Annotated in this window: 22 protein-coding genes; 13 read left to right on the plus strand and 9 right to left on the minus strand. The window is 33.4% G+C overall.

Annotation, left to right across the window (positions count from 1 at the left end; translation table 11 throughout):
• Positions 1–90: 90 nt before the first annotated feature.
• Both hemW and murI read left to right on the plus strand, forming a co-directional pair.
• Entirely contained in the window at positions 91–1,200 is a 1,110-nt protein-coding gene (gene hemW / locus V7P73_RS04090) for a radical SAM family heme chaperone HemW (protein ID WP_333852121.1), read from the plus strand.
• A 51-nt stretch (positions 1,201–1,251) separates the two neighbouring features.
• On the plus strand, positions 1,252–2,082 hold the full coding sequence (gene murI, locus V7P73_RS04095; protein WP_333851684.1) for a glutamate racemase: 831 nt from the start codon (positions 1,252–1,254) through the stop codon (positions 2,080–2,082).
• A 121-nt stretch (positions 2,083–2,203) separates the two neighbouring features.
• Here murI and V7P73_RS04100 read toward each other — a convergent pair whose 3' ends face one another.
• Positions 2,204–3,100 (minus strand): LysR family transcriptional regulator, encoded by an 897-nt coding sequence (locus V7P73_RS04100; protein ID WP_333851685.1) that lies wholly within the window; start codon positions 3,098–3,100, stop codon positions 2,204–2,206.
• Between the two features lie 101 nt (positions 3,101–3,201).
• Here V7P73_RS04100 and V7P73_RS04105 point away from each other — a divergent pair, with 101 nt between their 5' ends.
• Positions 3,202–3,822 carry an NAD(P)H-dependent oxidoreductase gene (locus V7P73_RS04105; protein WP_333851686.1) on the plus strand — a complete coding sequence of 207 codons (621 nt, stop codon included), beginning with the start codon at positions 3,202–3,204 and terminating at the stop codon, positions 3,820–3,822.
• A 12-nt stretch (positions 3,823–3,834) separates the two neighbouring features.
• The gene (locus tag V7P73_RS04110) at positions 3,835–4,122 is read left to right on the plus strand and encodes a putative quinol monooxygenase (RefSeq protein WP_333851687.1); all 288 of its coding nucleotides are present in this window, start codon (positions 3,835–3,837) and stop codon (positions 4,120–4,122) included.
• An 81-nt stretch (positions 4,123–4,203) separates the two neighbouring features.
• On the opposite strand, the gene abc-f is transcribed toward V7P73_RS04110, so the two are convergent.
• Both abc-f and V7P73_RS04120 read right to left on the minus strand, forming a co-directional pair.
• Positions 4,204–5,799 (minus strand): ribosomal protection-like ABC-F family protein, encoded by a 1,596-nt coding sequence (gene abc-f / locus V7P73_RS04115; RefSeq protein ID WP_333851688.1) that lies wholly within the window; start codon positions 5,797–5,799, stop codon positions 4,204–4,206.
• Positions 5,800–5,959: 160 nt separating this feature from the next.
• A complete protein-coding gene (locus V7P73_RS04120) occupies positions 5,960–6,541 on the minus strand; it encodes a nitroreductase family protein (protein ID WP_333851689.1) in 582 nt (193 codons plus the stop codon).
• A gap of 101 nt (positions 6,542–6,642) precedes the next feature.
• On the opposite strand from V7P73_RS04120, the gene V7P73_RS04125 reads away from it, so the two are divergent.
• Positions 6,643–6,993, plus strand: a complete 351-nt coding sequence (locus tag V7P73_RS04125; RefSeq protein WP_333851690.1) for a winged helix-turn-helix transcriptional regulator — start codon at positions 6,643–6,645, stop codon at positions 6,991–6,993.
• On the opposite strand, the gene V7P73_RS04130 is transcribed toward V7P73_RS04125, so the two are convergent.
• The 4 genes from V7P73_RS04130 to V7P73_RS04145 form a co-directional block, all read right to left on the minus strand.
• Positions 6,994–7,446 carry a glucosaminidase domain-containing protein gene (locus V7P73_RS04130; protein ID WP_333851691.1) on the minus strand — a complete coding sequence of 151 codons (453 nt, stop codon included), beginning with the start codon at positions 7,444–7,446 and terminating at the stop codon, positions 6,994–6,996.
• A gap of 32 nt (positions 7,447–7,478) precedes the next feature.
• Complete coding sequence (locus tag V7P73_RS04135) at positions 7,479–8,063, minus strand: hypothetical protein (protein ID WP_333851692.1); 585 nt, start codon at positions 8,061–8,063, stop codon at positions 7,479–7,481.
• Positions 8,064–8,075: 12 nt separating this feature from the next.
• Positions 8,076–8,642, minus strand: coding sequence for an RsmD family RNA methyltransferase (locus tag V7P73_RS04140; RefSeq protein ID WP_312419213.1), 567 nt, complete (start codon positions 8,640–8,642; stop codon positions 8,076–8,078).
• 141 nt (positions 8,643–8,783) lie between these two features.
• On the minus strand, positions 8,784–9,500 hold the full coding sequence (locus tag V7P73_RS04145) for a DUF3822 family protein (protein ID WP_333851693.1): 717 nt from the start codon (positions 9,498–9,500) through the stop codon (positions 8,784–8,786).
• A gap of 146 nt (positions 9,501–9,646) precedes the next feature.
• Between V7P73_RS04145 and V7P73_RS04150 the strand changes: the two genes are divergently transcribed.
• The 8 genes from V7P73_RS04150 (at position 9,647) to V7P73_RS04185 (ending at position 15,882) form a co-directional block, all read left to right on the plus strand.
• Positions 9,647–10,816, plus strand: coding sequence for a thioredoxin family protein (locus tag V7P73_RS04150; RefSeq protein ID WP_333851694.1), 1,170 nt, complete (start codon positions 9,647–9,649; stop codon positions 10,814–10,816).
• Complete coding sequence (locus tag V7P73_RS04155) at positions 10,816–11,436, plus strand: DUF3575 domain-containing protein (RefSeq protein WP_333851695.1); 621 nt, start codon at positions 10,816–10,818, stop codon at positions 11,434–11,436. Before V7P73_RS04150 ends, V7P73_RS04155 begins: the two co-directional genes overlap by 1 nt.
• Positions 11,437–11,446: 10 nt before the next feature.
• A complete protein-coding gene (locus V7P73_RS04160) occupies positions 11,447–11,644 on the plus strand; it encodes a hypothetical protein (RefSeq protein WP_313100270.1) in 198 nt (65 codons plus the stop codon).
• Between the two features lie 14 nt (positions 11,645–11,658).
• Positions 11,659–12,423: a UDP-2,3-diacylglucosamine diphosphatase gene (locus tag V7P73_RS04165; protein ID WP_313100269.1), complete on the plus strand. Its 765-nt coding sequence runs from the start codon at positions 11,659–11,661 to the stop codon at positions 12,421–12,423.
• 21 nt (positions 12,424–12,444) lie between these two features.
• Positions 12,445–13,428 carry a LuxE/PaaK family acyltransferase gene (locus V7P73_RS04170; protein ID WP_333851696.1) on the plus strand — a complete coding sequence of 328 codons (984 nt, stop codon included), beginning with the start codon at positions 12,445–12,447 and terminating at the stop codon, positions 13,426–13,428.
• 134 nt (positions 13,429–13,562) lie between these two features.
• A complete protein-coding gene (locus V7P73_RS04175) occupies positions 13,563–14,090 on the plus strand; it encodes a DUF5715 family protein (protein WP_333851697.1) in 528 nt (175 codons plus the stop codon).
• 11 nt (positions 14,091–14,101) lie between these two features.
• Positions 14,102–14,647 (plus strand): hypothetical protein, encoded by a 546-nt coding sequence (locus V7P73_RS04180; protein WP_333851698.1) that lies wholly within the window; start codon positions 14,102–14,104, stop codon positions 14,645–14,647.
• Positions 14,648–14,889: 242 nt separating this feature from the next.
• On the plus strand, positions 14,890–15,882 hold the full coding sequence (locus V7P73_RS04185) for an LLM class flavin-dependent oxidoreductase (protein ID WP_333851699.1): 993 nt from the start codon (positions 14,890–14,892) through the stop codon (positions 15,880–15,882).
• A gap of 36 nt (positions 15,883–15,918) precedes the next feature.
• Here V7P73_RS04185 and V7P73_RS04190 read toward each other — a convergent pair whose 3' ends face one another.
• Together V7P73_RS04190 and V7P73_RS04195 are read right to left on the minus strand one after the other, a co-directional pair.
• On the minus strand, positions 15,919–17,772 hold the full coding sequence (locus V7P73_RS04190; RefSeq protein WP_333851700.1) for a CocE/NonD family hydrolase: 1,854 nt from the start codon (positions 17,770–17,772) through the stop codon (positions 15,919–15,921).
• Between the two features lie 255 nt (positions 17,773–18,027).
• Entirely contained in the window at positions 18,028–19,410 is a 1,383-nt protein-coding gene (locus tag V7P73_RS04195) for an NADH-quinone oxidoreductase subunit N (protein WP_333851701.1), read from the minus strand.
• Positions 19,411–19,470: the final 60 nt, after the last annotated feature.

Here is a 19,470-nt window from a genome sequence, read left to right on the forward strand (position 1 = left end):
AAATTGTCAATGGTTAATTGTTAATGATTTTCAATTTATAACTAACAATTCATAATTAATCATTTATAATTCAGCTTGATTTACCTTCACATCCCTTTTTGCAAGCAGAAATGCAGCTATTGTAATTTTCATTTTTCAACTTCTTTTAGTTTGAAAGACGAGATGTTATCTGCTATCAAAAAAGAAATCCAACTCAGACATAACGAACTCGAAAATAAAACTCTGAAATCCCTTTATTTCGGTGGAGGAACACCTTCTTTTCTCAGTGTTGATGAAATCAAATCGTTGATTGAAGAAGTTCAAAAATATTTCAGTTTTGATGAAAATATTGAAATCACTTTGGAATCTAACCCAGATGATTTGAATAAAAATTTCCTCAAAGCATTATCTCAAACAGAAATTAATCGATTATCAATCGGGACGCAGAGTTTTTTTGATGAAGATTTAATATTAATGAATCGTGCACACAATGCTTCCGAAGCTGAAAGCTCAATAAAGAGAGCGCAGGATTTTGGATTAGAAAATATCAGCATAGATTTAATTTACGGCTCGCCAACTTCCAACTTCGAAATCTGGAAAGACAATCTCAATAAAACTATTGAATTACAAGTTCCTCACGTTTCGTCTTATGCTTTGACAGTTGAACCAAAAACAGCTTTAGAAAAATGGATTGAAAATGGAAAAATCAATTCTCCCGAAGAAGCGGAACAGAATCAGGAATTCTATTATATGAAAGATTTCCTAAAAGATAATGGATTCGACCATTATGAAATTTCAAACTTTGGAAAGCCTGGTTTTCACTCAAAACATAATTCAGCTTATTGGAAATCTGAACCGTATCTAGGAATTGGTCCTTCGGCGCATTCTTATAATGGTAGTTTGGAAAGAAGTTGGAATCTTGCCAATAATCCAATCTATATCAAAAACCTGAACCAAAATATTCTTCCAATAGAAAAGGAAATACTCACGGAAAAAGATAGATTCAACGAAATGATGATGATTGGTTTAAGGACAATTTGGGGTGTAGATTTGAATAAAATCAATCAAAGTTTTTCCTCAGAAATAATAGATTATCTCAATCAAGAAATCAAACCTAAATTAGAAACCGGAATTTTGAAAATAGAAAATAATTATCTCAAAATTCCTGAAAAACATTGGTTTTTGGCGGACGGAATTGCGAGTGATTTATTTATTGTTTAAATTTTTTGTTCCAACAAAATCCGTATTTTTGTTATATAATTTTTCCAAGTTTTGAAAAAGAAAAAAGCCGACTACACACATCTTTCAGCCAATCAGCCAATCGGGATTTTTGATTCCGGAGTTGGCGGATTAACGGTTGCGAAGGAAATTAAAAGATTATTGCCTAATGAAGATTTGATTTATTTTGGCGATACAAAACATCTTCCTTACGGTGAAAAATCCCGTGAAGCCATTGTCGGTTACTCTACAAAAATCACCGAATTCCTTTTAGAAAAAAATTGTAAAGCGATTGTGATTGCCTGCAATTCTGCGACTGCTAATGCACTTCAGGAAGTTCAAGAATTGGTTGCAGACAGGGTTCCTGTGATTGATGTAATTAATCCGGTTGCAGAAAAAGTATCTTACGAGATTCACAATAATGTTGGCGTGATTGCAACCAAAGCAACGGTTAATTCAGGGCTTTATAAAAAATCAATTAGGAAACATAACAAGTTCATCAAGGTTGATGAGTTGGCAACGCCACTTTTGGTTCCTGCAATTGAAGAGGGTTTTAAAAATCATCCGATTACACATTCTATTATTTATAATTATTTGAGTAATAGTAAATTAAAAAATATTGAGACCTTGATTCTTGGTTGTACGCATTATCCACTTTTGATTGATGAAATCAAACAATATTACGGAAACCGCGTTCGTGTCATAGATTCTCCAAATATTGTTGCCAATCAATTGAAAATGATTTTGGATAAACATCATCTTTTGAACGAAGAAAATCACAGTCCGACTTATCAGTTTTATCTTTCTGATTTGACTAAAAATTTCGAGAAAATCTCTAAAAAATTCTTCGGAAAATCAATAGACTTGGAACTGAAAGTTCTCTAAGTTAAACCACATAGATATATAGTTTTTTACTATAAAATTAAGAGCAAGTAGGAAAAACAATTGCTCTTTTTTATTAATAATTTAATTCACATTTCTATGTGGTTAAATCATACAGCAATAATTAAAAATTCTCATTTCTGAAGATTTCTTTAATTATGTCAATTTCGTTTTGAACATTATTTTTTACACGTTCGCCGAAGTAAAGTGTGTTTTCAATTTTATTATTCCCTTCCCAAGTAATATCGATTCCGCCGCTCGCAATCTCTTTTTTGCAGAGAAAATCCGGAACAACAGAAAATCCAGAATTACCACTTAAACAACGGACAATCGAACAAATATTTGGGACAATGTAGTTTGGTTTAAAATCTGGATGTCGGTTAAAATTCGCTTTCCAGAAATTATTAAGATGTTCCATATCCGCCGCTGTACTGTACCAGATTTGCTGTTTCAACCAATTTTCTGCTTCTTCGATTTTATTGGTTTTAATTAATTTTTTGAATTCGGAAGTGTCAGTTCCTGTTCCATTAATCAAAACAATTTTTTCCTTAGAAAAAGCTTCGAAATTCAGGTTTTTAAGATTTTTTTTTCTTGGAGTAATAATCAAGTCCAGCAATCCGTTATCCAAATCTGTAAACATCTGTTCATACAACCCAAATCTGATAATCACATTGAAATCAAAATTCGGAATATGCTTTTCCAAAGTGAATTGAAAAGTCTCAAAGCACATCCCGATGCTCACAGTTGGACGTTCTGTTTTTGTGGTTTTATGAAAGGTTTGTTCGGCGGTTTCCAGTTTTAAAAGTGGCTCCAAAGTAAAATTATAAAGAATCTTGGCTTTCTCGGTCGGAATCAATTTTTTCGAAATTCTCTCAAACAAAGCGTAACCAACATAAGCTTCCAATGAGTTGATATGAAGGCTCACACCTGGCTGAGAAATGTATAATTCTCGTGCAGCTTTAGTAAAAGACTGAGTTTCGTAAACACTTTTAAAAGTTCGAAGCCATTCTAGATTTATCATTTATCATCATAATTATAATGCAAATATATAATTTATATTATTTTTATAATTAAATTTTCTATCGGAACTTTGCATCATTAAATTATTAAATCAAAAAATCAATGCAAAAAATATTTGTAATCAACGGTGGACAGACTTTCGCACATTCTGGCGGAACATTCAATAAAACAATCACCAATTGGACAAAAGATGTTTTGGAAAACGAAAATTTTGAAGTTAGAATCAGCAACGTCAATGATGAGTTTGATGCGATGGAAGAAGCGGAAAACTTCAAGTGGGCAGATGTCGTGGTTTATCATTTTCCGGTTTGGTGGTTTCAGGTTCCGAATCGTTTGAAATTTTATATTGATGAAGTTTTTACTGCTGGGCATAATAACGGAATCTATAAAAGTGATGGACGTTCTAGAGTAAATCCTGCCATCAATTACGGAACTGGAGGTTTGATGCAGGGTAAAAAATATTTTGTGACGACAAGTTGGAATGCACCGGAAACTGCTTTCACTTTGGAAGGAGAATTTTTCAATCAACATTCTGTGGACGAGGGAGTTTTATTCGGTTTTCATAGAATGAATGCTTTCACGGGAATGTCACATTTGGGAAGTTTTCATTTTCACGATATGGAAAAATCTGCGAGTCAGGAAAGAATTGATAACTATGAAATTGAATACAAAAACTATTTGAAAAATGCATTTCAAAGCGCTAAATCAGAAGTTTTAAACTAAAAAATATTAAAAATGTCTATCTATTTAACAGCAATTTTAAAAGCAAAAAAAGAATCAGTTCAGGATTTGAAAGCGATTCTTGACAATATGGTTCTGAATACGAGAAAAGAAGAGGCTTGCGAGAAATATGAATTACAACAAAGTCTGGATGACGAAACTGTTTTTATCTTTCACGAGATTTGGAAAAGTAAAGAAGGTTTGGATGCTCATAATCAACAATCTTACATCAAAGAATTTGTTGAAAAAGTTCCTGAATTATTGGAAAAACCGGCAGATATTTATCTGGCGAAATTAGTTTAAAATAAAAACGCCTCGATTAATCGAGGCGTTTTTTATTTTTGTAATTCCGAGGAACGAGGAATCTATAGATTCTTCACTTCATTACATTTCGTTCAGAATGACAAACTTACTAATATTAATATCTTCCAAAAATCGATTATCGTGTGAAACTACAATCAAAGTTCCTTCGTAATCGTTGATTGCAGATGTCAGAATCTCAATATTTTGGATGTCCAGATTATTGGTCGGTTCGTCCAGAATTATCATATCCGGAGAAATATTCTGAATGGAAAGACAACAGAGTAAAAGCTTTAGTTTTTCGCCTCCGCTTAAGAATTCACACTTTTTATCCCAATCATTTTTCCAGAAAAGAAAACGAGCTAAAATCGTTTTAATTTCGTGTTCTTCGAGGTTTTTTAAATTAAATTGTTGCGCTTGTTCATAAACCGAAAGTTCATTTTTAATCAAAGAATATTCTTGGTCAATGTAAATGGTTTTGGTTTCTGATAGATAAATATTTCCTAATGAAGGTTGAGTTTCTCCCAAAATCAGTTTTATCAAAGTTGTTTTTCCGGAACCATTGTCGCCTTTAATTGCAATTCTTTCTCCATTTAAAATTTGAAAATCGAGATTGTTTTTCCAAAGATTTTCTTGATGATAAGAGAAATTGATTTGTTCGGCTTTGACTAAAATTTTCCCTTTATGAAGATGAGAATTATCGAAATTAATTTTCATTTTATCTATTCCGGAAAGATTGTCTTTCAAGTTGTGAAGATTTTCTCTGATATTATCGATTTTTTCAGAATGAACAGATTTCAGTTTTGAGGTGCTGTTTTCCGCTTTGTTGCGAAGCGTATTCATCATAATTCTGGAAACACCTGATTTTTCCTGCTTTCCTTTTCCTCGGGAATCTAATTTATTTTGCCTTTCAATCGTTTCGCGTTCTTTTTCTTTGGCTTTTTTCAGTTCCTTTTCTCTATTCTGAATATTCTGTTCAAGCGAATTTTGTTCGATTTTTTTCTGCTCAGAATAGAAATCATAATTACCACCATAAGCCGAAATTTCGTTTTTGCTGAGTTCGCAGGTCTTAGTCAAAAGATTGAGTAAAACTCTGTCGTGACTTACAATTAAAAGACTTTTCGATGTTGATTTGATAAAATCGTAAAGCAAATTTCTACTTGCCAGATCCAGATGATTTGTAGGTTCATCCATTAGAATCAAATCCGGCTGATGAATCATCATTCCTGCAAGAAACAATTTGGTTTTTTGTCCGCCACTCAGATTTTCTAATTTCAGATTCAAATCAAAATTCGAAAGATTCCAATACGTGAAAGCTTCTTTGATTCTGTCTTCGATGGTCCAATCGTCATTAAGGATTTCCATATTTTCTTCGGTTACAGAACCGTTTAGGATTTCCTTTAGAGCATTCAGTTTTTTATCAATGTTTAAAGCTTCAGCAATATTCAAATGATTATATTGACCGAAAATTTGTGGGATATAATAGATATTTGAATCAGATTTAATCGTTCCAGATTTTGGTTGTAATTCGCCTGCAATTATTTTGAGCAAAGTCGATTTTCCGGAACCATTATTTCCGATTAAAGCTATTTTTTCCTGAGAATTAAGTGTAAAGTTGATGTCCGAAAATGGAACATCTTTATTGGAATGTTGATAAGATATATCTTGTAAAATTAACATAATTTCTTTTTTAAGATGAACAATAGCAGACGAGATTGTCCGCAGAAAATTGCCTGAAAAGAAATTGTATTTTACATTGTAATCTTTAGAATTTTATTTATGCAAAGTTAGAAATTATTTTTAAAATCAAAAAAGCCTTGAATTTTCAAGGCTTTTATTATTAAATCACATCCAGAATCTCTTCAAAATTCAATCTTGATTTGGCTTTGAGTTTCGGCTGATTGAAATCATTTTCATCTCTCACGCCAATTGCAACTGCGAACAATGTTGTGTATTTCTCATTATTCAGAATATCATCATATTTTGCGATTTCAATTCCTTCCATTGGCGTAGAATCTATTTCCATTTGTGCACACGCGCTCAGCAAAACGCCCAATGCAAGATAAACCTGATGCGACATCCAGCTTTTTGTATAATCTTCGCCGTGTGGTTTTATCATTTTGTTGTAATATTGTATAGAACCTTCAGGTAAATTTCCCTCGATTTGTCTTTCAAAATCTTCTGTATTCTTCAAAACCTGAAAAACCACCAAAAGCTGGCTGTCATTGATTTTTTCTTTGTTGAAATAAGAAACTTCAGCAAATTCTGATTTAGCTTTTGAATCTTCCACAAAAGTGAATTTCCAAGGCTGACTGTTGATTGAAGATGGACTCAGATGTAGAATCGATTTCAATTGTTCTTTAATTTCATTGCTAAGTTTTCCTTCAGAATTGTACTTTTTTACAGTGTATCTTTTCTGCATTTTGGTAAGAAATGTTTCCATAATATTATACTATCAATTTTATAGTTGCAAAAATAAGTAGTGTTTATCAACTTTGCAATAACGGTCAATAATGATAGTATATGTTTTTAATTGATAATAAGAAATTTCCTTGCGGAACAAGCGTTACAATGCGTTTCATTGGAGGAAAATGGAAAGCAGTCATTCTCATTCATCTTGCAATGGGAACGAAACGTTATAATGAAATCAGGAAAGAAATCCCGACAATCACGGAGAGAACCTTGAGTCTGCAGTTGAAACAACTGGAAGATGATGGAATTATCGAGCGGAAAGTTTACACGCAAAAACCACCGCTAATGGTAGAATATTCTTTGACAGAATTTGGAAAAACTTTGATTCCTGTTTTGCGTTTGATTTGTGATTGGGGAAATGAAGCAATTAAAGATTCAGATAAGATTTTGGTTCAGAACTGATTATAATCCGATTTTCTTCATAACGGTATTCAGTTTTTGCTTCCATTCTGCGGGTTTTGTAGAATAACCGGAGGAAGCAATGGCAACAAACCATTCGTTATGATTTTGCGAACCTTTTAGATTTTGATAAAATTTCTTTTTCGCAACCCATTCACAAAAGGCGCGATAAGAAGCTTTGGAATCGGTAAAACTTTTGAATCTAGAATTGTTGATGTCATTTTTTCCAGTCATTCCAAAATGGTTGTTCAGCACTTTACAAGCCGAGCTTGTACCGCCACCTGTTTCCATATAAGCAATGGAAAGTATTACCGAAATCGGAATGCCAAACTCCTGGGAAAGCTCTGTTGCAAATGGTTTATGTTGATTGACGTAAGAATTCTGCGCAGAGATTTTCAAACTGAAAAACAGAACGAAAATCATTAATAATCTGATGTGGAAATTCTTACAATACATAAATTTATATTTTTTATAATTGTTTTTAATAGTTAAGAAATCCAAGTTTTATCAACTTTTTTTATTTTCCATTTATTGTTTACCATTTCAATATATACTAAATATCCAACAGTGCAACTAATGCCACAAATGTATGTAGTACTTAAAATTCCATTTTTCATTTCTTTATCAAAATAGATTTGCGAAAAACTTAGAACGCCAAAAAATTTAGGATATTTATTTTTCCAATTTTCGTAAGAATTATCAAACGGAAGTTCGGAAGTTTTCTTGAAAATATATTTGTTGGTATTGTATTTTTCCGGAGTGAAGGACCAAACAGAATCGCTGATTGATTTGTAATCTTTTGGAATTTTCTTTAAATCGTCACTGTCAATACTTCCTAATTTTGGAGTAAAAGCTACAATTCTATTCAGTGAATCTTTTTTAATTGAGTCTATTTGCTTTTTTGAATATTCGAAACCAAGATAAGTTCTTCTGTCAATCAAAGTTGAGTCAACTATGCTTATGAAAATATCATCAAACACTTTACTTTCAATCTCATAATTGCTTGCTTTTCTACAATTAAGTACTGTGAAAAAGCTTATGATGATTAAAAATATTGGTCTGATTGACTTCAATTCTAATTGGATTTATTCAGAAATCGGTTCGCTTTGGAAGAAGGAGAAACTTACGTTTCCATATTTTCTAGTGTCTTTCAAATTCGGATGAGAAAACTTTAGTCTGCTCTGATGTTCCAAAATGAAAACGCCGTTTGGTTTCAGTAATTCGTTATTCAGAACCAAATCAATCATTTCGTTGTACTTGTTTTCTTCCGTTTCAAAAGGTGCATCAGCAAATATGATTTCGTATTTTTTCTCGTGATTTCTTTTTCTTTTCAACCAATCAAAAACATCAGCTCGCTGAACATTCACTTGCAATCCCATATCCAATTCGTTTGCTGTAGAATTGATAAATCCGGCGTGTTTTGGATTCAGTTCAACGGACGTAATGTCTTTGCAGTCGCGGGAAGCAAACTCCAAAGTAATGGAACCAATTCCTGCAAACAAATCTAAAACCGAGCAAAACTCAAGGTCATATTTGTTATCAATAATGCTGAACAGTGCTTCTTTTGCAAAGTCGGTTGTTGGTCTTACATCGAAATTTTTTGGTGCCGCAATTTTTTTGGCTTTCCATTTTCCTGATATGATTCGGAACATAAATAATTTTTTTTAACGCAAAAAGCGCAAAGATTTTTTAAATGATTAAAAATGTCTTAAAGTTCGCAAAGCTGCTTCGATTAGGTGAGTTTTACGCCTTTCTGAACTTTATATCTTGAGCTACTATTATTCTTTGCGGACTTAATTCAATATAAAACTCTTTTTATGAAGATTGTCGAAAACGATTTTCAGATTCGGAACAAACTTCTGCATTTCTGAGATGAAAGTTTCGTTCTCAGTTGTTTCTCCATAAATATAAAAATGAGTTTCAGAAATTCCGAAATCAATTTTACTCAGCGTAAACATTATGAAATAAAGAAAATCTACTTCCGAAGTCGCATCCAGATTGTTATAAAGAACCACTTTTTTATTCTCAATGGCAAAGAATTCCGCTTGTTGATGATAAAGATTCACGTGGATTTCTTTTCGATTTTTCACATTCAAAGAATTCAGGAACTTTTCGCCCGAAAAATTGAAATGCGTTGGAACTTCCAATTGCTTAATTTTCTGATAAAAATCTTTAGGAAAACTATAGTAAAACTGAATCCCAAATTTCTTGTTTACAGATAACATCAATTCCTCAGAATCTCTTTTTACATCAGCATTGTAAGAAATTAAATCATATCCCAAATCGTGCTGGTCAAAACCTTCTTCCACGATGGAAAAATGATTGATGGAGGAAATCACAGAGATTTCAGAAAACTTTTCCGAAGCCAAAACTATATTCAGTTTTTCCTCAACCAGATTTTTTGGTGTGTCTTCATCTTTCAGAAAGATTTTTTCTTCCAGCACTTTTCTGGACTTAGAAATCTGCCACTGCAAACCATCTTTTGTAAAAAGCAAGGATAATTTCCTCATATTTTTTTGTTCTGATATTTAATTGTTTTCAGTAAAAGCTGAAAAACTGAGATTTGCAAAGTTAAAAAATTAAAACTTTACTATTCCATTCTCGGTCAATTCTTATATTATGGTTATCTTCGCAGTTAATTCGATTTATTCTCAGGATGAACAAGATATCAATTTTACTTATATTATTCGTTTTTCAGTTGAGTTTCTCTCAGCAGTCCATCAAGTTTGAAGATTCAGATTTTGCAACAATCCTAGCCAAGGCCAAAGCGGAAAAAAAACTGGTTTTTATGGATGCTTATGCAGCTTGGTGCGGACCGTGTAAATTGATGGAAAAAAATGTTTTCACAGACAAGAATGTGGCAGACTATTACAATCAAAACTTCATCAACGCTCATTTTGATATGGAAAAAGGTGAAGGTAAAACGCTTGCCGCAAAATATGGTATCAGAAGTTATCCAACATTATTATTCCTAAATGGCGAAGGTGAAATAATTGGGAAAGAATTGGGTTATGTCAAAACTGAAGAATTCTTAGCATTAGGAAAGAAAAACAATAAACCAAGTTTAGTCAATACAAACCTGAAAGATGAGTTCCTAAAAGGAAAATTAGACCAAGCAGGCTTACTGAATTTCATTAATCTCTACGCAAGCAAAGATCCAGCCTTGGCAAAACAAGCTTCAGAAAAATATTTTGCCAACAAAAAAGATAAAACGTTTTCTGGAGAAGAGGTTAATGCGCTTCTTAATTTTACTCAGTCCGTAGATGATGCTAATTATAAAGTTTTTGTATCGAACAAAGCAGGAATTACTGAACTTCTTCCTGAGAACAATTACAAACAATTTGATAATTATTTGAAATTGATGAAACTTGTTACTTCCGCAACAGACGATAAAACCAAGACAATTGATGATGCCAAGCTTTTAAAAGAAGGCGAAGGATTATTCCCAAAAGATGAATTGGAGAAAAGTCTGAATATTTATAAATTAAATTATTACGCTGCTCACGAGAATTTTCCAGCTTACGAAAGAACAGCTTTAGAGTATTACAAAAATCCAGATGAATTCAATGCTAATGAGTTATTAACAGCTGCTAGTACAATTGGAGAAAAGTCCAAAGATGTAAAATCTCTTCAGGCTGCATCGCGTTGGGCAGAAAAAGTGGTAATGTCTTCAGAAAATTTTGATTCAACAAGTATTTTGGCAACTTTGTATGATAAATTAGGCAAAAAAGAGGAAGCGAAAATGTTTGCAGGAATGGCCGCCAATTTTGCCAAAGAAGAGAACAAAGATGCCACAAAAATGATTGAAATCCTAAACAAAAAATAATGATGAAAAAACTTTTTTTACTTAGTTTCATTAGTGTTATCACTTCCAGTTTTGCGCAAAAAAATGAAACTTATATCAAAGCTAATGCTTTATTTCTTCCCATAGGAATGCTAAATGTTGGGGTTGAACACGGTTTCACAGAACATATTACTGGTCAGGCTGATATTTTCTTTTCTCCGTGGAAATCTTTTGCAGGACATCAAGCTCAGTTTGGTATTGCCACGGTGGAAGGAAGATATTATTTTGATCAGGCTTTTAAACATTGGTATCTTGGAGCAAGTTTAGGTTTCGGTGTCTTTAATATCCAAAAATGGAATTATTGGGGAGATGAAATTTATACTGATAAAGAAGGTAATTTGACCCCATATAAAAAAAATGAACTTTATCAAAAAGGTTTTTCTTATATGTTTGGGTTGACAACAGGATATCAATTCCAGATTGGCAACCGTTGGAATATGGATATTTTCTTAGGAATTGGTTCTCAGCAAGGATTTTATAAAGGCTACGTAGAATATCTTCCGGAAACTCAGGAAAATAGATATGACAGAGTGAAAAACTGGGATAAAAGTGGGGAAATTATTCCTTTCAAAGGAGGTGTGATGATTTCGTACAAATTGTAAAATTATGATGATGAAGAATCCAAAATACATTTTAATTGCAGCTATCACTTTCATCATTATTTTTCTGATGAATTATATTGGAAATGATTCTCCAGACAAGCTTTCTAGAGCTTTATTAACTGCTTTTTCAGCGGTAATAGGTTTGGGAATAGGGATGTGGATTTACAGCAAACGTGACCAAAATGACGAACGTAACAATTTTGATTAATTAAACTGATTTTTATGCAGATCGATTTACAATCGGGCAAAAAAATATATTTCGCTTCCGACCAGCATTTTGGAGTTCCGGATTTGCAACAAAGCAGAATTCGGGAAGAAAAATTTATCCGGTGGTTGGATTCTATCAAGAAAGACGCACAAGTTCTTTTCTTGATGGGCGACCTTTTTGATTTTTGGCACGAGTGGAAATATGTTGTTCCAAAAGGCTATATCAGAGTTTTAGGGAAAATTGCAGAATTGAAAGATTGTGGTATCGACATCTATTTTTTTGTTGGGAATCACGATTTGTGGATGAAAAATTATTTCGAAGTAGAATTAGGAATTCCTGTCTTCTTTGAAAAAAAATATTACGAAATCAATAGTAAGCAATTTCTTTTAGCGCACGGAGATGGACTTGGTCCTGGAGATAAAGGCTATAAAAGAATGAAAAAAGTCTTTACGAATCCCATTGCTCAATGGGCTTTTAGATGGTTGCATCCAGACATTGCAATGAAAATTGCCAACTATATGTCTCAGAAAAATAAGATGATTTCTGGAGTTGAAGATCAAAAATTTTTAGGGGAGGATAAAGAGTTCCTGATTCTCTATTCTAAGGAAAAGTTGAAGACAGAAAAAATAGACTATTTTGTTTACGGTCATCGCCATTTGCCAATGGTTTTGGATTTGGAAAAAGGAGCTAAATATATCAATCTCGGCGATTGGATTTCTTACTTCACTTATGGCGTTTTTGATGGAGAACAATTTGATCTGAAAAAGTTTGAAGATTAAATTCAAATATTGAATTGAAAAATGAAGCAGAATATTTTTGATATTAAAACAGAAGAAGACTTCCGACTAGCTTGTGTGGAAACTTTTTTATATCAATACAAGAATGTAGAAGTTTACAGGAAGTTTGTGGATTATTTGAACATAAATCCGTCGTCGATTAATCAAGTTTTGGATATTCCATTTCTACCAATTGAGATGTTCAAAAATCATTTGGTTTTGGATAAAAATGCTGTAACCGAAAATTATTTTCAAAGTTCTGGAACAACACAAATGAATCGTTCCAAGCATTATATCGCCGATTTTTCTCTTTACGAAGAAAGCATTTACAAAAGTTTTGAGCAGTTTATTGGTAAACCAGAAGATTATATTTTTTTAGGATTATTACCTAATTATTCAGAAAATCCACATTCTTCATTGATTTATATGATTGATTTTTTGATAAAAAAGTCAAACAAACCAGAGAATGGCTATTTTCTTTACAATCATCAGGAATTGTTTGATTTGCTACAAACTATATCAGATAAAAAAGTCATTCTATTTGGTGTATCATTCGCATTGCTAGACTTTCTTGATACATTGGAATCTCTTAATATTTCAATTTCTGAATCTCAAAATTTAACAGTTATTGAAACAGGCGGAATGAAAGGAAGAAAAGAAGAAATGACAAAAGATGAGCTTTTGAAAATCTTTCAAAATGGCTTCAAAACGGATAAGATTTACTCAGAATATTCGATGACAGAGTTGTTGTCGCAGGCTTATTCGCTAGGTGAAAATATCTATAAAAGTCCCAATTGGATGCGAATTCTCATTAGAAATACAGAAGATCCGTTTTCTTATGTGGATGATGGAAAAACTGGGGCGATTAATATTATAGATCTCGCCAACAAACATTCTTGTTCGTTCATTGCTACTCAGGATTTGGGTAATGTTCAAGATGATACGTTTCAGGTTTTGGGAAGAATAGATCATTCTGATATCCGAGGATGCAGTCTTTTGGTTTCCTAAAATTTTAATTAAATTTAATTTTAAAAACACAATTTGATTTAGTCAAAGTCTAATTTAAAATCAGCCTAATGAGGTTTTTAGCATTAATTTTTCTTCTCTCTTTTTCTTTTTTCAAATCTCAAAAATGCTATGATTTGAAGACAGTTTTGAAAGTTGAGCCTACAGAATTATACAAGCCCCATTTATTAGCTTCACAGAATTTCGGTGTTAAAATTCTTGAAAATGTAAAGTCTGTTGATAAGTACATTGCTAATGGAAAATTTGTAAAAGTGAAGAAAAAATCAAGAGGCTACAGATTACATGCTTTAGAATATAGCCGCCCATATTTGGTTAAGAAAGCGAGAACTACTTTGGAAAGAATGGCGAATAAGTTTGCGACCGATACCAAAAGTTTCTTCGTTGTGTCGTCTGTTACCAGAACTTTGGAAGATCAATGCAGATTGAGAAAAGTTAATTCTAATGCATCTCTCGGGATCAGTTCTCACAATTATGGAGCAGCATTCGATATTTCTTATGTTCGTTTTGATCACAAACTGAAAATCAATCCAAAGCTTGAAAAAGAATTAGAGAAAGTGTTGACAGAATATAAAAATCTGGGTAAAATATTTTACATCAAGGAAAAGCAACAAAGCTGTTATCACGTAACTGTTCGTAATTATTAAAGTCTGAATTGATGTTGAAAATAGAGGAATTGGTTCACGCTTTCGTCAATACCAACTGTGATTTTGATAAAGAAATTGTTTTAACTAATTTTTTTCACTCTGATTGGGAGGCTGATATTTTATTGATTAATAATGAAGGTTACAGTCACGAAATTGAAATCAAATTATCCAAATCTGATTTTAAAAACGATTTTAAAAAATTCTATACCAATCAAAAATCTGGAGAGAAATTTCTGAAACATGATAAGATTGGTTGTGGTGACTATATTTGTAATTCATTCAGTTTTCTTCTTCCAATGGGAATGATTAATCATCAAGATATCCCGGAACATTGTGGAATTATAGAATTCTATCATGACGAGGATCATTGGGAAACAAGTTTTTATAATATTCGGGAACCAAAAATTATTCACGGAGATTCTTATTGGAAATTGTGTGATAAAGATTATTTCCTGAGAAATATGGCCCGAAGTCTTCTCATCAAAAAATTCGAACTAAAAGGAAAAAAGGAAGAACTGATTTTTAAAAATTACTTCGAGGAACGAAATAAGAAGTAGATTTTGCCTGAAATAGAACATTAATGTTTCAACTTTTGTACTGATCACTTCGGCAATAAAGCTATAGTTAATATTATTTGTTGCTTGTTTCTATCAATTTGTTATCATAAATCTAGTCAAGTTTTAAAAGGATCGATGAAAATTCATTATATGAAAGTTTAAGTGACAAAATTTCCAGTAATTTTTTCATTTCTAGTAATGGTTTGTTTTTTGTGTTAAACAATCGTATAAATTTTTGAAATATGGCTTTGAAATATTCTATATTAGATTTGGCAACAGTTGTCAAAGGAGACGATATTCACACAACTTTTAATAAATCAGTAAAGTCGGCACAACTTGCCGAAAAGCTTGGTTACACCAGATATTGGTTCTCAGAACATCATAACTTCCCCAATGTTGCCAGTGCCGCAACTTCGATTTTAATAGGTTACATTGCTTCGCAAACCACAACTTTGAGAGTCGGTTCCGGCGGAATTATGCTTCCTAACCATTCCACACTATCAGTTGCTGAGCAGTTTGGAACCCTGGATGGATTATTTCCGGGTAGAATTGATATGGGATTGGGACGAGCGCCAGGAACAGATATGTTGACAGCAACGGCACTAAGAGGAAACAACTTCAACCCTAATTATAATTTTGAATTCCACATCAAGGAACTTCAGAAATATTTGTCAAAAGATAATGCTGAAGCGAAGGTTAGAGCGATTCCTGGAGAAGGGGCTGATGTTCCGCTTTACATTTTGGGAAGTTCCACAGATTCTGCTTTTTTAGCGGCTAAGCTAGGTTTACCGTATGCTTTTGCAGCGCATTTTGCACCTGCGCAGTTAGAGGTTGCGCTGGAAATTTATAGGGAACATTTTCAGCCTTCTGAGTTTTTGCAAGAACCTTATGTTTTGGTTTGTATCAATATCATTGGTGGCGAAACTGTAGATGAAGCTCATTATTTATCGACATCGCATTTTCAGGCGTTCGTCAATATTTTGACTGATCAAAGACAGCCTCTTTCACCACCAGATGAAACCGAGTTGGCTGATATTTGTGATGAAGTAGCTGTTCATCTCAATAGAATGGCAGCCAAAACTTTTGTGGGAGATAAAGAAACTTTGAAAGATAAACTTGGCAAATTTGTGAAAGATTACAAACCAGATGAGATTATCGTTTCAGGAAATATCTATGATTTTGATAAAAAACAAAGGTCTTACGAGATAGCGTCAGAAGTTATAAAATCACTATAAGTAAAAAGCACAAACCTAGGTTTGTGCTTTTATTTTTTATTTCAGAACATCAACTTCTATTGTACTGCTGTTGTAGACTTTGATATTGGCTTTTGTATAATCTTCCTTTGTTGCTTTGTAAGGATTCTCAAGGAATTTCTGAGGATTGATTGCCATCAAAGGAAACCAAGTGCTTTGAACCTGAATCTGGATTTTATGTCCTTTTTTGAAGGTATGCAAAACATCTTGCAATTTCACATTCACGATTTCTTCTTTATTTGGAGTCAAAGCTTCTGGTTTTTCAAAACTATTTCTGAATCTTGCCGGCATAATCTCGCTTCTTACCATCTGGTGATAATTAGCATAAATAACATTTGGCTTGTCAGGATTTGCTTTTTCATCAGCAGGATAAACATCAATAAGTTTTACCACAAAATCTGCATCGGTGGAAGTGGAAGCTATTTTCAGTTTGGTTAAAATTTCTCCTGCAAAAGTAATATCATTGTCCAAAATATCTGTTGTGAAAGTTAACACATCGGGTCTGTAGCTTGCGAATCGTTGGTCTTCGCTCATATAATTTCTTGGCGTGAAACCATTCATATCTTTGTAATTCTCGCTGCTCAAGCCTGGTTTGTTAGGGTCTGATATATATTCTGAAAATGCAACTTGATTCAGAATGTTTTTGGCTAATGTTCCTGAATTATCAAGATAGAAAGATACTTTCTGAGTTTGTTTTGGTGGCCAGTTCTCGAACTGTTCCCATTGTTTTTTTCCGGTATCAAACATATAAGCTTCGGGAAGTTTTGCGGCAGTTTTAGAATCTTCTTTCAGATAATGGTGGAAGAAAGGCTGCTCTATATTTTTTTGATAATAAGTTGCAATACTGTCTCCAAAATAGATGTCGTTATGAAAATGTTTTCCTGCCTCTGCATTCCAGCCTCCGTGAGAGAATGGTCCCATAACAATAGTATTTTTTGCTTTAGGGCTGGTCTTTTCAATCGTTTTGTAAATTTCTAAAGGACCTCTTAAATCTTCTGCATCAAACCAACCGCCAACTGTCATTACTGCGTGGTTGATATTTTTAAGATGGGGTAAAAGATTTCTCTTTTGCCAGAAGTCATCATAGCTTGGGTGATTCACAACTTCCTGCATAAAGAAATTGTCTTTGTAATATTTGTCCACACCATCTTTCAGTGTTCCCATATCTTTGTAGAAAAGATAACCGTCATCAGAAGTTGGCTTTATCATTTTATCAGCGAACCAGCTTTTGTTTTCTGCTTTGGTTTTCTGAACTCCGAATACCGGAAAGGTTTTGAAATACCCCATCAAGAAAGCACCGTTGTGATGGAAATCGTCAAACCAAAAATCAGAAATTGGTGCTTGTGGAGAGGAAGCCACTAGTGCTGGATGATGTGCTAAAGTTCCGACTGCGGTGTAAAATCCAGGATAAGAAGTTCCATATTGCCCAACTTTTCCATTATTATTTTGTATATTTTTTACCAGCCAATCCACGGTGTCATAGGTATCAGTACTTTCGTCCACATCTTTTTTGGTTTTATGGTCAACCTGTGGTGTCATATTCGTGAAGGTGCCTTCGCTCATATATCTTCCGCGAACGTCCTGAAAAACGAAGATGTATTTTTCTTTTTCGATGAAAGGATTAGGACTTAATTTTTTTCTAAAATTACTTTCGCCATAAGGTGCAACGCTATAACAAGTTCTGTTCATAATGAATGGATACTTATTACTTTTTGAAATGTCTTTTGGTGTGTAAATAATAGTAAACAGCTTGGTTCCATCTCGCATTGGGATGTAAACTTCTTTTTTTGTGAAGTTGTCTTCGACGGGATTGGTTTGTGAGTAACTGAAACTGACTGTCACAAAACAGAAAAACATTAATAATCTCTTCATTGATAAATAATTTTGAATAAAATTAAGTTTTTTGAAGGAATTGACAGTGGAAAATTAAACAAAAGTTTATTATTATAGTGAATTATTATTCTGTGCTGAAATCTGCGCCCCGGCTTGAGCGGAAATCCTTTTTACGCAACGAAGTGAAGTGAAAAGATTGGGAGTGGAAGACGGATAAAGGCGCCCGAATTATTTTAAATATTAACATAAAAAAACCTGACTCGCTGGAATCAGGTTTTGTATATTTTTAATTTTCTATAATCCGAAAATTTTAGCAAATAAATCTGGGATGATTCCCATAGATACTAATGCTAAAATAATCACTACAGAAACGATATTGTAAGTGATACTCGCTCTTTCCGTATTGTGGAAGTTGTCTTCTTTGTAGAAAAACATTGCAATAATCAATCTCAAATAGTAAGCGATACTCAATGCAGAACCTAGAACGGCAACCAGAACCAAGAATTCATAATGTCCGCCAATAGCTTGATTGAAGATTCCTAACTTTCCAATGAAACCAGCTGTCAAAGGAATTCCAGCCATTGATAACATTGAGATGGTAGAAACAACAGCTAATAAAGGTTCTCTTTTTCCTAATCCGTTGAAAGCAGCAAATGAAGTTTCTTTCTTGATTTTCTCAACCCAAATCAAACTAATGAAAACACCAACTGTTGCTAATGAGTAGGCAAACAAGTAATAGCCTAAAATGTAAGTTGAGAAGTTATTGATTCCGAAAAATATCAAAGCAATATATCCGGCGTGAGAAACAGAAGAGTAGGCCAGCATTCTTTTTGCATTGGTCTGAACCAATCCCATAACATTCGCCAAAAGCAAAGTAAGTATGATGAAAACGCCTAAGATGTTAATCCAGTCTCCAGCGATCCCGCCGAAAGCAATTGTCATTAATTTGAACAAAGCGAAGAAACCAGAAATCTTTACGACTGACGCCATAAAAGCAGTAATCAAAGATGGTGCACCTTGATAAACATCAGGACTCCACATATGGAATGGTGCTAATGATACTTTGAAAGCCAAGGCAGACAACATCAAAATAGCTCCCATTATCAACATTAGATTCTTTGGATTGTTGTAAGCAAAATCGTGAATTTGGTAAAGGTCAAAACTTCCTGTACTTCCATACACCAAAGCTACTCCGAACAAAAGAAATCCTGTTGCGAAAGCTCCCATCAAGAAATATTTCATCGAAGCTTCTGTAGAACGAAGGTCCGTTTTATTAGCTCCAGCCATTACGTATAGAGGAATTGATAAAATCTCGATTCCGATGAATAATGTTACCAAGTTTTGGAATCCGAACAATACAATCCCGCCACAAAGTGCAAATAACATCAATGCATACAATTCTGACTGATGACTTCTGTGATTGCTGAATGCAAAACCTCCTAAAAAGAACAATAACAAAGTAACAGCAACCGATATTTTTGTAAATAATTCGGCATTGTAGCTGTATTCGTACATTGATTTGTACTGTGCGAAAAACTCGCAATCAGGAAGGAAACTAGTCGCCAGACCAATGATTAATCCCAAGATTCCGATATATCTTGCGTATTTGCCTTTCTCGAAAACACCTGAGAATAATACCAGAATTGCCGCAAGGAATAAAACTATTAAAACACTCATTTCTTTATTTATTTCGTAGGAAACCGGAAGTCCGATGTCCGTTTTGAATTTTATTTAATA

Origin of the sequence: Epilithonimonas sp. (genome assembly GCF_036780765.1) — a bacterium.
Lineage (GTDB): Bacteria > Bacteroidota > Bacteroidia > Flavobacteriales > Weeksellaceae > Epilithonimonas.

What these genes read in the sequence shown, in the direction of transcription:
- abc-f (WP_333851688.1), bottom strand. Translation starts at nt 5,799, where the DNA reads ATGTTAATTTTACAAGATATATCTTATCAACATTCCAATAAAGATGTT.
- V7P73_RS04185 (WP_333851699.1), top strand. Translation starts at nt 14,890, where the DNA reads ATGGCTTTGAAATATTCTATATTAGATTTGGCAACAGTTGTCAAAGGA.
- V7P73_RS04145 (WP_333851693.1), bottom strand. Translation starts at nt 9,500, where the DNA reads ATGAGGAAATTATCCTTGCTTTTTACAAAAGATGGTTTGCAGTGGCAG.
- V7P73_RS04100 (WP_333851685.1), bottom strand. Translation starts at nt 3,100, where the DNA reads ATGATAAATCTAGAATGGCTTCGAACTTTTAAAAGTGTTTACGAAACT.
- V7P73_RS04105 (WP_333851686.1), top strand. Translation starts at nt 3,202, where the DNA reads ATGCAAAAAATATTTGTAATCAACGGTGGACAGACTTTCGCACATTCT.
- V7P73_RS04165 (WP_313100269.1), top strand. Translation starts at nt 11,659, where the DNA reads ATGCAGATCGATTTACAATCGGGCAAAAAAATATATTTCGCTTCCGAC.
- V7P73_RS04170 (WP_333851696.1), top strand. Translation starts at nt 12,445, where the DNA reads ATGAAGCAGAATATTTTTGATATTAAAACAGAAGAAGACTTCCGACTA.
- V7P73_RS04150 (WP_333851694.1), top strand. Translation starts at nt 9,647, where the DNA reads ATGAACAAGATATCAATTTTACTTATATTATTCGTTTTTCAGTTGAGT.
- V7P73_RS04190 (WP_333851700.1), bottom strand. Translation starts at nt 17,772, where the DNA reads ATGAAGAGATTATTAATGTTTTTCTGTTTTGTGACAGTCAGTTTCAGT.
- V7P73_RS04110 (WP_333851687.1), top strand. Translation starts at nt 3,835, where the DNA reads ATGTCTATCTATTTAACAGCAATTTTAAAAGCAAAAAAAGAATCAGTT.
- V7P73_RS04130 (WP_333851691.1), bottom strand. Translation starts at nt 7,446, where the DNA reads ATGTATTGTAAGAATTTCCACATCAGATTATTAATGATTTTCGTTCTG.
- V7P73_RS04125 (WP_333851690.1), top strand. Translation starts at nt 6,643, where the DNA reads ATGTTTTTAATTGATAATAAGAAATTTCCTTGCGGAACAAGCGTTACA.
- V7P73_RS04160 (WP_313100270.1), top strand. Translation starts at nt 11,447, where the DNA reads ATGAAGAATCCAAAATACATTTTAATTGCAGCTATCACTTTCATCATT.
- V7P73_RS04155 (WP_333851695.1), top strand. Translation starts at nt 10,816, where the DNA reads ATGATGAAAAAACTTTTTTTACTTAGTTTCATTAGTGTTATCACTTCC.
- V7P73_RS04180 (WP_333851698.1), top strand. Translation starts at nt 14,102, where the DNA reads ATGTTGAAAATAGAGGAATTGGTTCACGCTTTCGTCAATACCAACTGT.
- V7P73_RS04140 (WP_312419213.1), bottom strand. Translation starts at nt 8,642, where the DNA reads ATGTTCCGAATCATATCAGGAAAATGGAAAGCCAAAAAAATTGCGGCA.
- V7P73_RS04195 (WP_333851701.1), bottom strand. Translation starts at nt 19,410, where the DNA reads ATGAGTGTTTTAATAGTTTTATTCCTTGCGGCAATTCTGGTATTATTC.
- V7P73_RS04120 (WP_333851689.1), bottom strand. Translation starts at nt 6,541, where the DNA reads ATGCAGAAAAGATACACTGTAAAAAAGTACAATTCTGAAGGAAAACTT.